General features: G+C 51.5%; 3 protein-coding genes. 1 reads left to right on the forward strand and 2 read right to left on the reverse strand.

Annotated elements, in window-relative coordinates; translation table 11 throughout:
- Positions 1 to 241: 241 nt before the first annotated feature.
- Positions 242 to 9,040 (reverse strand): GH36-type glycosyl hydrolase domain-containing protein, encoded by an 8,799-nt coding sequence (locus L1X57_RS10470; RefSeq protein WP_009721512.1) that lies wholly within the window; start codon positions 9,038 to 9,040, stop codon positions 242 to 244.
- 131 nt (positions 9,041 to 9,171) lie between these two features.
- On the reverse strand, positions 9,172 to 9,786 hold the full coding sequence (locus L1X57_RS10475) for a CDP-alcohol phosphatidyltransferase family protein (RefSeq protein WP_009721513.1): 615 nt from the start codon (positions 9,784 to 9,786) through the stop codon (positions 9,172 to 9,174).
- A gap of 448 nt (positions 9,787 to 10,234) precedes the next feature.
- On the opposite strand from L1X57_RS10475, the gene L1X57_RS10480 reads away from it, so the two are divergent.
- Positions 10,235 to 11,698 carry an SLC13 family permease gene (locus L1X57_RS10480; RefSeq protein ID WP_326491350.1) on the forward strand — a complete coding sequence of 488 codons (1,464 nt, stop codon included), beginning with the start codon at positions 10,235 to 10,237 and terminating at the stop codon, positions 11,696 to 11,698.
- Positions 11,699 to 11,703: the final 5 nt, after the last annotated feature.

Raw genomic sequence — 11,703 nt, forward strand, 5'->3', positions numbered from 1 at the left:
AATACTGTGCTGTATTAAACTCGGCGTTCTTTTGTACGCCTCCTGTACCTCTTCGAGGCTAATACACTGTTTCGTGAGATTCAATCGCAAAATCGAAATGTTGCAAAAAATTAATTTGAACCAAAGATCCCCGCTTGCTTGGTAGGGGCGCGTAGGGTAATTACTCACCTAGCTGCCCACTTGATAGAGAAATAAATTCATAAAAGTTATACAAGAAATTAAATAATCAGTCATGGCATCATCATGATGCAGGGGCACATCGCCGGATAACTATCTCTAGTTGATGATGCTGACTATCTAGGGGCACTCGAATGGGCATACCAACCTCCGTTTCTGCTAAGCAAACGCCATCCAGTGTTGCAGTGAGGGCTTGGCTTAGGAGGGGTTGGCTTAATAGATCCTGGCTTGACGTTGTTAGAGGATCTTGCGCATTGATCACCCTGATATGATAGTACGATTGGGCAAGGGTAATGTCGGTAGTAAAATGCGGCCAACTCGCTGGCAGACAGGGATAAATTACCAGCCAGCTCGCTTCCCGGCGAATGCCTAAAATACCCTCCATACCGGCTTGATACATCCAGCCGGCGGCGCCGGTATACCATGTCCAGCCTCCTCGACCCACATGGGGTGCCACAGAATACACATCAGCAGCGACCACATAAGGCTCAACGCGATAGCGGGTAGCCGCTTCCGTGGTGGTGGCATGGTTGATGGGGTTAAGCAGTGTAAATAGCTGATGTGCTTTGTCACCTTCACCCAGTTGGGTAAAGGCCAAAATTGCCCACATTGAAGCATGGCTATACTGCCCACCATTTTCGCGCATACCAGGCGGGTAGCCGCTTATATAGCCGGGATCCTGCTTAGGGTGATCAAAGGGAGGCCAAAAAAGCAGCGCTAACTGCTGATCGTGCAGAATGAGTTCGCGCTCCAGCGAGTGCATTGCGAGCGTCGATCGTTCAGGGTCGCTGGCGCCGGAAAGCACCGCCCATGATTGGGCGATGGAATCGATCTGGCATGCATCGCTATGTTTGCTGCCTAGCCAAATGCCGTTGTCGTAAGTCGCTCGACGATACCACTGGCCATCCCAAGCGCTGTTTTCAATTGCTATGCGTAGCGCCTGAGCATGTTCATACCAACGAACAGCGCGTTGAGGATCATCTGAGTGGCAGGCTTGGGCCTCGCGCTGCTCGGCAATTGGCGCAAATTGATGAAGTGTTTTAAGCAGCAACCAGCCTAGCCACACACTCTCTCCCTTGCCCCCAGCACCCACGCGGTTCATACCGTCATTCCAATCCCCGCCGCCTATCAGCGGCAAACCATGTTCACCCAGTTGCGAAAGGGTGATATCCAGTCCGCGTGCGCAGTGTTCAAACAGTGGGGCGGTTTCCAGTGAGGTGGTTGGCTGGAAAAAGTGTTCGTGCTCATGCGGTGACAACAGTGCGCCGTCTAAAAAGCTCACCGGCTCATCAAGCACCGTTATATCGTGGGATGCTGCGATATAACGCGCGCAGGCGTAAGCCAGCCAAACCCGGTCGTCAGAGATGCGCGTGCGCACGCCTTGCCCGGAGTGTGGCAACCACCAGTGCTGTACATCGCCTTCAGGGAATTGGCGTGAAGCCGCCCGTAGCAAATGCTGACGCGTTTTGGCGGGGTTGCTAAACGTCAATGCCATGCAATCTTGCAACTGGTCGCGGAAGCCGTAGGCCCCGCTGGCTTGGTAAAACGCTGAGCGAGCCGTTAAGCGGCAGGCGATAGTTTGGTACAGCAACCAGCCGTTTAGCATGATATCCATCGCTCGATCAGGTGTTTTGACCTGAATGGCATTGAGCTGCGTATTCCAGTGGTCGTGAATGCTGGCAAGCTCAGCATCAATATCAGCATCACGAAAACGGTCAATCAGCCCTGCAGTTTCGTCGTCGGAGCCTCCTTGACCAAGTAACACGATAATGTCGGCTGTTTCGCCTGGGGCTAGCGTCACGCGACGCTGAAGAGCGGCGCAGGGGTCTAGCCCTGCACCTAACGTGCCAGAAAGCGGCGTTTTACAGCGTAACCCAGCCGGTTCGGCCAGGTTTTTGCCATAACCGATAAACTCACTGCGATTGCCAGTCCATTGCGTAGGTGGCTCGCCAATATCGAGAAAAGCCACTCGGCCTGGGAAGTCGGCATTCCATGGATTGGTAACTAACAACGCTCCGCTTTCTGGTGCTTGCGACGTAATAAGGAAGGGAGCTGATGCGCTGCGCGACGAGCCCAAAACCCACTCTGCATAAGCAGTCACAGAGAGTTTACGTGTCCGGTTTGAATGATTAGTCAGTCTCAGCCGTGAGATGCGCAACGGGGCATCCAGGGGCACAAAGTGCAACAGTTCTAAGCTAAGCTCGTCATTCTGATGTTCAAATTGGCTATAGCCAAAGCCATGACGCGCAACGTAGCGACCTGAATCACGTATCGGGCTTGCCGTTGCGGTATAAAGCTCGAACGTCTCTTCATCTCGGACGTAAACAGCATCTCCGCTTGGGTCAATGACGGGGTCATTACTCCACGGTGTCAGCTGGTTTTCTCGGCTGCTGTCTGCCCATAGATAGCCAGCGCCCTCTGCCGATACTTGAAAGCCGAACTGTTGATTGGCAATGACATTAATCCATGGCGCTGGCGTGAAGCTGCCTGCTTCTAGGATAGTGACGTACTCTCGCCCTTGCTTTGCAAACCCGCCCCAACCATTAAAAAACTCAAGTGTTGGCCGCTTAAGTTGGCGAGGAGTATGAGCCTTATCTATCAACGGTCTGGGGAGGGCGCGTTTAGTAATGGCAAGCGGAGGCTTGGCGGTGTTCTGACCAGACAACATAACAGACAGCTGATCGGCAATTGATCCTCGGTGCGCTATCAGCACCACGCGAGCAATTGAGTGAAGCTGAGCGCGTGACTGGGCGCTTGCTAAGTCGGCGCGTAGGGCATAAACCGTTCCCTGGGCATAGCCACTGTGAAGCCGGGGTCTTGCTTGGCTGCTGAGAATCGTGGCTTCAATGGCTTGCTGTAGATCTTGAATATAAGAGGAAGCACGCTCATTGATGATGACGACATCGACTTCGAGACGTTTCATGCGCCAATACTCATGGGCGCGAAGTAATTGATGCAATTGTGGCAAATCGTCAGTGGATTCAATCCGCAGCAATACGATGGGTAAATCACCGGAGATCCCGTGTTGCCATAGCAGTGACTGTTGAGCTGCGCCGCTTTGAATCGTTTTCTGGGGTGCCCTAAAGCGTGCGTCGGGATAGAGCAGTGGGGCAGCCAGCCGCTGAAAGTCTGCGGCCTCCTCTGGCTGAGTGCCCAAATGGCGTAGCTGCACTTGCGCTTGAGTCCAGGCGAGCATTTTTGCTCGCTCAAAGGCGCTAACATCATGATGCTTATCAATGAGATCCATCAGCGCCTCTCGTGAGCCGGCAACAACCGTCCAGTAAGCGATGCGGGCGGCTTTTCCTGGTGCGATTCGCAGGCAGTAGCGCGATGCAAAAATAGGGTCAATAACACTGCCTACCGTGCCTGATAAATGCTGGCCTTCAGAAAGTGCCGTTGCTGTGGAAATACGGTTGCCCCGGCCAATAAATTGCTCGCGGTCGGTTTCATATTGGAAATCTCCCACAGTATCGCCTTCCACGACGGCGAAGTGAGCTGCCCACACTTGCGCTTCGCTGGGGTCCCGCCGCCGACGGGTGGCGATTAGCGCATTGAATGCTGGAAGGTATTCAGTAACCACGAACATTTTGGCAAAGCTAGGATGGGCGTTGTCGGTACTCGGCGTGGTGAGTACTAATTCTGCATAAGCCGTAACATCAATATCGCAGGTTTGGCGTCCATTGTTGGTCAGTGTTAGCAAGCGTACTTCGCTGTCATCTTCCCCAGACACCAGGATGTCTAAGTGACTGGCAATAGATTCGTGCCGATGGTCATAGCGAGCATAATCTTCAGCAAATAACACGTGATTGTCGTCGTTATTCGTGCCGGTATGTGATTCCAGTGATTGTCCTGTTGCACTCCAAACGCTTGGACGTCGCGTATCGCGGAGAAAAATAACGCTTCCCCAGTGATCGCGTGTGGTATCTGGTTGCCAGCGAGTGATGGCAAGGTTGTGCCATCGGCTGTAGCCGCCACCTGTTGCGGTCAACATGACAGAGTAGTTGCCGTTTGAGAGCAGGTGAGTCACCGGAGGTCCGTTGACGCCGGTTGATAGACGGCGCACGGTTTGTGCTTCGTTGATGGTTTGGCTAGCGGTTGATTTCACCTCTTCGGCACGGGGATAAGCAATAGCCACATCCCGTGGAATCCGCTCTTGAAGCAATAGCTCGCTCGCCTGAATCATCGGTTCGCGGTGGAAGCGTTGTCGCATCTGCCCATGATGGAGCGTATTAGCGATGGCGACGATGGTCATGCCTTGGTGGTGCGCCATATAGCTGCGCACAATCACCAGCTTGGCGCCTTTGGGGAGCCGTGAGCGGGTCAGGTCTAGCGCTTCGTAGTAGCCATAGCGTCCTAGCGCGCCCATTTCTGCAAGGCGGCGATAATTTTTGAAGGCCCCCTCCGGGTCGATCATTGCCGCCAGCCCCGTTGCGTACGGCGCGACCACTAAATCGGCCGATAGACCACGCTTCAGCCCTAATCCAGGCACCCCAAAATTGGAATATTGATAAGTATGCTCTATGTCCCGTGCGTTATACCCCGACTCAGAAATACCCCATGGGGCTGAAAACTGGGCGGCGTATGTTTCCTGACGTTTAACTATCAGGCGGTTAGTTTGCTCCAAGAGACTGCCAGCGGGAGCGCGCATTATCAGCGACGGCATCAGGTATTCAAACATGGAGCCTGACCAGGAGATCATTGCCGCACCCTCTTTTAAGGGGGTGGCAGCGCGCCCAAGTCGGAACCAGTGACGGGTGGCTACATCGCCTTTGGCAATGGCAAACAGGCTGGCCAGCCGTGCCTCTGAAGCCAGCAGGTCATAACAACTGATGTCCAAACTGACGTCATCTAGCGAGAAGCCAATCGACAGTAACTGCCGCTCAGGGTTGAGAAGAAACGCAAAATCCATGCTGAGGGCAAGCCGTCGCGCTTTACTGGCCAGTTGCTGGAGCCGCTTTACATGTGTGCCGTTGGCGATTGTGTTGTTTGTGTGGTCACCGCTATGCTGTGCAGCCGTTTTGTGTAGTGCTGCCACCCAAAAAAGCACATCTTTATCATCGTCACTAGCGAGATGCTCATTGAAAAGGTCGCCAGCGATACTAAGTGCTTTTTTGGTTTGCTTGGTGAGGGCTGCCAAGTCTAATGATGACGTTTTATTTGCGCTTACGAGAGTGGCGACTTTCTCAAGCTGGTCAGTGAGCGGTTTAGTGGGCAGAGATTTTTCTATTGATTGAGAAGCGCGATTAAGTTCTTCAAATTCAGGTACCTCAAATTTAAGCTCTTCACATTTAAGTGCTTCGAACGCCAATGCCAATGTATCGGCTATTGCTTGGCGAGGGTCAGGTGAAAACGTTGTGTCCTGCCAGGTTTCCAAGGCGTTGGCGAGGGTAATGAGGTGACCAGCAAGGTTGCCGCTATCGACAGTAGACACATACCTGGGGTTTAGCGGACGTAGATCATCGATTGCATACCAGTTAAAGAAGTGACCACGATAGCGGGGCAGGGTATGCATAACGGCAAGTGTTGTTTCTATACGGCTTAGCGCGTTGGGGTTACCGATCCAACCAAAATCACGCGCTGCAAGTATCGACAGCAGGTATAGACCCATATTGGTTGGTGACGTTCGCTGGGCGATAACCGGCCGAGGCTCTTCCTGAAAATTGTCCGGCGGCAGTAGATTGGTCGATGTAGTTACAAAGGTTTCAAAGTAGCGCCAGGTTCTATGCGCAATAAGCCGAAGCTCAAGGGCGGTTTCTTCTGCTATGAGAGGTTGGGTCGCAATACTAGCCGTACTACTTAGCCAAGTTGCCAGCACAGGTGCTGCTATCCATAGTAGTGCGATCGGCAAGACCACTAGCCAAACACTACTGTTAAACCATAACGCACTGAAGGCAATGGCTACGCCAAGTAACGTACCGGGTGCCATATGCCGATAAAATCCCCAAACGGTCAGGTGCGGGCATTTCATCGTCTGGGCCGACGATGTCCACTCTAGTAAATGGCGGCGAGTTATAAAAACGCGTGTCAGGGTGCTAGCAATGGCATCTAGCATCCGCCACGCTTGGTCGGGGAGAAACATTACTTGCAGTAAAATTTGTTTCAATCCCAGCGTCAGTTCATCCCTCCATTGTTGGAAGTGGTAACGAAGGTTGACGCCTGCGCGCAGCGGAGCGAACGACGTTATTAACGACAGTAAGACCGGTATGCTAATGACCATAATAACCATTAAGCTACTGACAATGGCCATCATGACAGGCAGTTGCCAGCTCACCGCAAGGCAGGCTAACAGTAACGGGGGGAGCAGTGATCGGCGTAAATTGCCGAGTATTTTCAAGCGCCCTGAAGGCGGTAACGAGGCTGTTAATAGCCAAGGGAGTAACTGCCAATCTCCTCGCACCCAGCGATGTTGGCGTTTGGCCACCACATCATAACGGTCTGGAAAGTCTTCTATGACTTCAATATCTGATGCCAGTCCTGCTCGGGCAAAAATGCCCTCAAACATATCGTGGCTTAGCAGGCTGTTTTCAGCGATACGGCCCTCTAGTGATGCTTCAAAGGCATCAATATTATAAATACCTTTCCCTGCAAACGAGCCATCACCCACTAGGTCTTGATAAAGATCTGAAATGGCGGCGGCATAAGGATCAATGCCGCCTGGAGAAGAGCACAGCTGTTGATAAATAGAGCCTCTTTCGCCTGTAGGCATCGATTGAGTGACGCGCGGTTGCAAAATTGCATAGCCTTCCACTACCCGCCGTTGCTGCGTATCAAATCGAGGGTGGTTTAACGGGTGGGCTATTTTGCCAACCAGTTTGCTGGCGGCTCCTCTTGGCAGGCGTGTATCGGCGTCCAAGGTAAGAATATAGTGCACATTTCTTGGCAGAGAAGGTGGGTACCTGAAGGTCGTGTTCGTCGCGCCACGTAACAGTTTATTGAGCTCATGAAGCTTGCCCCGTTTGCGCTCCCATCCCATCCAGCATTGTTCGCCTGCGTTGTAGACGCGGTTGCGGTGCAGTAAAAAGAAGCGCTTTTCATGGCTAGCAGGACAGTAGCGTTTGTTTAATTCCTCAATGCGTTTTTCACAAATGCTTAACAGTGCCTCATCGGTGGCTAGTTCTGCCTGCTGGGCATCAACACCATCTGTTAAGAGTGCATAGCTAATAGCACCGCCATCACTACCCAGGTGGTGCACCTCAAGCCGATCAAGCTGTTCTTGTAAGTCAGCTTCATTGGTCAATAGCGTTGGCATTGCCACCAGCGTACGAAGAGAGGGGGGAACACCTTTGGAAAGATCTAGGCTAGGCAGTGGCTGAGCGCCGATATTATAAATAACGAAACGATTGACGATAGACGTAGCGAACTCAATCGTGGGCAGTACGCCCAGGGCTGCCAATAACAATAACCAAAGTGACGACACCTCGCCTGAATGCGTTGATAACAGCAACCACCCGGCCAATACCATCAAAGCGACGGTAGTCGCTGTCAGCATTATGACGTAGCCATTGATGCCATTTTTCAACAGCAGCTGGCGAAATCGCCGTTTCAATGGCGGGCGAAAGTTAAGACGTTTTTCTAGCGTATCCCTACCTGCCGCCACTAAAAAATAACCGGGGTCTTCGACTCGTGCTGCCTCATGGACATCATCGGTAAGTGGCAGTGCTTCTCTTGATAGCGTTAGCGTATGATCAACGATTTCCAACTCGGTATAGGCTGAGCCGCGGGCGAGCTCTTCCACTGCAATGCGATACTGATTGCGTGTTGAAAAATCGTACTGCGCAAAGCGGCTATGTTCGCGTAATTTTACATCTACCAAGCTGACACTTTCGAAAAGCTCCGCCCAATCGGTGCTAGAGATAAAGCGCATACTGGTAATGATATTTCGCACAGTAACGTTCGCTGCACCTTGGCGCTGTTGGGTACTTTGCACCACATCATCAATAGATTCGCCCTGGCGATTAAGCTGCTCAAAAAGCCAGCAGGCAAGAGCATTGGTATGAGGGTTAACGCCGCGTAAACGTTTGGCTAATTGAGCGATAAAAGGCGCCGACAGTGGTGTTTTCTGAGACGTAAAAGAAGGGAATTGATGATCAATTGAACCATCATCCATTGAGCAATTATTTGTCGAGACGCTATTAGCCGATTCGTTGTTAACCGAGTCGCTGTAAGTTGAATGATGGTTGGAGGCGTCATTTCTTGTTGGTGAGTCATTTTCAGTGGCAATCCATTTAGCCGCAAGTGTGTCCGCTGCATCGCGCGCCGTTTGTTCAATAATAATCTGATCGGCAAGTCGGCGTAGATTTTCAACTAATACAATGCGAAGCGTTATCGCGACCGCCCATAACTCTCCAATTGTTAGTGGCTGTACGCGCTGATAAGCTTTAATAAATGTACGTAAGTTAGCGAGCTCTATATTGCTATCGGTATGTGCAATAAAAGCCCAGGCAATACCAAAGACGCGTGGATAGCCCGCAAAAGGACCTTCTGCAAGCTTTGGTAACTGTCGGTAATAACCCGGCGGAAGATCGCCGCGTATTTCACGAATTTGTGCTTCGATAAGATGATAATTATCAAGTAACCAAGCGGCAGCGGGAACGACATCTCGACCCTCTGCCAGCGTGACAGCGCAAGCGCGGTAAGCGGCAAGTAATACGCGTGCATTATCGTTTAGGCGGCGCGTTAACGACGCCACTTTAGGTGGGCTTGCAGTCACAACCTGCGCCAGCGCTAAACTACCTGCGTGCTGTTCAAGCCGTTCTGTACTAAACAACTCTTCACGTACTGGCGCAGAGGAGCTCCACAATGCCATAGAAGCTTTGTGTTGGCGCACACGACGAAATAAAGGCGTCTGAAAAAAAAGAGTCACGGGTTACATCCTGATGAATGTGCAGAGCACGGTTCTTAAAACAATGCTTCTCTATCAGGACGATGTGCTTAACGTTAGACTTTGTCAGTTCGATAACGCACATTGCATAAATAACCGTTGTAAGGCGGTCGCTAATGCTGGCGTAGAGTCCAATAGCCTCCCCATAGCCGCGTGGCAGTCGTGATTAGGCAAGCGACTGCGAATAGCCCCGCTAACCATGGAAAATAGTGAGGAAATAAGCAGAAGAGCACTAACGCGATAACGGTTTCTGTGCCTTCGGTTAATCCCTCTAAATAGTAAAATGCCTTTTGTGGAAAGTTTGGCCGTTCAACATTGCGTGCTTTCGCCGCAATAGCAAAAGCTAAAAACGATGTTCCCGTGCCGATAAATGCGAATAGCAGTACCGCGGCTGCCAGCGCATTTTGCCCAGGATTGGCCAGCGCGAACCCCAGCACGACCGCGGCATAAAAGACAAAATCCAACCCGATATCAATAAACCCACCCGCATCGCTTTGCTGGCCGCTTAGCCGGGCAAGTGCGCCATCCAGCCCATCGCCAAGGCGGTTCAATAAAATCGCCATTAGTGCCAAAACATAATATTCAAAGGCTAATAGCGGTAGCGCGCTCATACCCACTAAAAAGGCCACTAAGGTAACTTGGTCAGGGGTAATCTGCCGGTTGTTGAGATACCGAGCCATACTGGCAAGTGGTCGGTGGGTCAACGGCATAGTAAAGCGGTCGAGCACGTGAGTACCTCCTTGGAAAAAGACTCAAACCTACCGTGATAAAAGTGCAGTGTCACATCAGGGTAAGAAGCGCTAACAGCTACAACTAAAGTTGTTAGACTTTGGTTGTAGTTTTCGTCAATTCGCTGGACTAATACTTGGCTGCAGTGAATAAAGGGCACCAAAAAGCCAGCTAGGCTGGTTTAAATACGCCATAGGGGGTTGCTGTGAGAAGCTCCCTTTCGATCACCTGACTGCGAACGGTACTTTGATAATGCGCAGAACTGCCACCATGACACTCTGGGAGTCGCTTTGGCACTCCCATGACCAAGTCAAAAACCTACTTATGTGTGCGTTGCCAACCTCCGGCGCGGGACGTTCAGCCCCTCATGCGTCAGGTGAGCAACAACACACGGGTAACTAACCGCCAAAACCACCTGCTTATACTAAGGCCCAAAAGATTGGGCTGGTGCTGGGGCCGATGCTGTTTGCCTTTGTCCTGCTGTTTTTTCACCCTGCGGACCTGAGTATAGAAGGCCGCATGGTGCTTGCTACCACGCTATGGGTAGCTGTGTGGTGGATTACCGAAGCCATTCCTATTCCGGTTACGTCGCTACTGCCCATCGTGTTGTTGCCTATTACTGGGGCGCTTGAGAGTAGTGCGGTAACGGCGGCTTACGGCAATCCTATTATTTTCCTTTTCCTCGGTGGCTTTATGATTGCCCTGGCGATGGAGAAGTGGGACCTACATAAGCGTATTGCACTCACCATTATTTCGGTATTGGGCACCAGTATTAACAGTATTGTGTTCGGCTTTATGGCGGCCACTGGCTTTTTGTCGATGTGGGTATCCAATACCGCGTCGGTTATGATGATGCTGCCTATTGGCACTGCGATTGTGTATCAGGTGACACAAGAGCTGAGTAAGAGCGATGGTGATCATAGCGAAGACATCGATAAATTCAGTAAAGCGCTGATTTTTGGCGTCGGCTACGGCGGCACTATCGGCGGTTTGGGTACCCTGATTGGTACGCCTCCCAATATCATCCTGGCGGCAATTGTGAATGAGCTGTTTGGTGTTGAAATCACCTTTGCCAGCTGGATGATGTTTGCTTTTCCAGTCGTTGTGGTACTTCTGTTTATTGGTTGGCTGATGCTGACACGCTTTATTTACCCGATTAAATTCAGCAGCCTGCCTGGAGGCAAAGCGCTTATTGCCAAAGAGAAGGAAGCACTGGGTAACATTAGTTTTGAAGAGAAAGCTGTGTTGGTCGTTTTCCTGTCAGCGGCATTTTTCTGGATTACCCGTTCTTTCCTGTGGCAAGGCCAAATACTCACCATTCCAGGTATTAACGACACGATGATTGCCATTGTAGCGGCGATTGCGCTGTTCTTAATTCCTTCGCCAAACAAAGGCGGCTGCCTGCTCGGGTGGGATATTGCGAAAGACGTACCCTGGGGCATTCTGCTGCTATTTGGCGGTGGCTTGGCGATTGCTGCTGGTTTCAGTTCCTCTGGGTTAGCCGTGTGGATCGGTAGCCAGATGAGTGTGCTGGAGGGCGTTAACTTCTTGCTGGTGATCTTGTTAGCCGCTGGAATGGTGTTGTTCTTGACCGAAATCACCTCCAACACAGCAACGGCCACGATGATTCTGCCAGTACTGGCATCGCTAGCACTGGCGTTGGATATTCACCCATTTGTACTGATGGTGCCTGCCGCCATGGCAGCTAACTGCGCCTTTATGCTGCCGGTGGGCACGCCTCCCAACGCAATCATTTTTGCTACCGGTAAAATTAAAATTATCGAAATGGTGCGCAATGGCTTCTGGCTGAATATTTTCGCGTTACTGCTGATTGTGGTGGCGGTTTATTTCTTGTTACCCCTATTGTGGGGAATCGATCTAACCACCTATCCAGACGCGTTCCGCGACTAACTGCC

Origin of the sequence: Halomonas sp. TD01 (assembly GCF_923868895.1) — a bacterium.
Classification (GTDB): Bacteria; Pseudomonadota; Gammaproteobacteria; order Pseudomonadales; family Halomonadaceae; genus Vreelandella.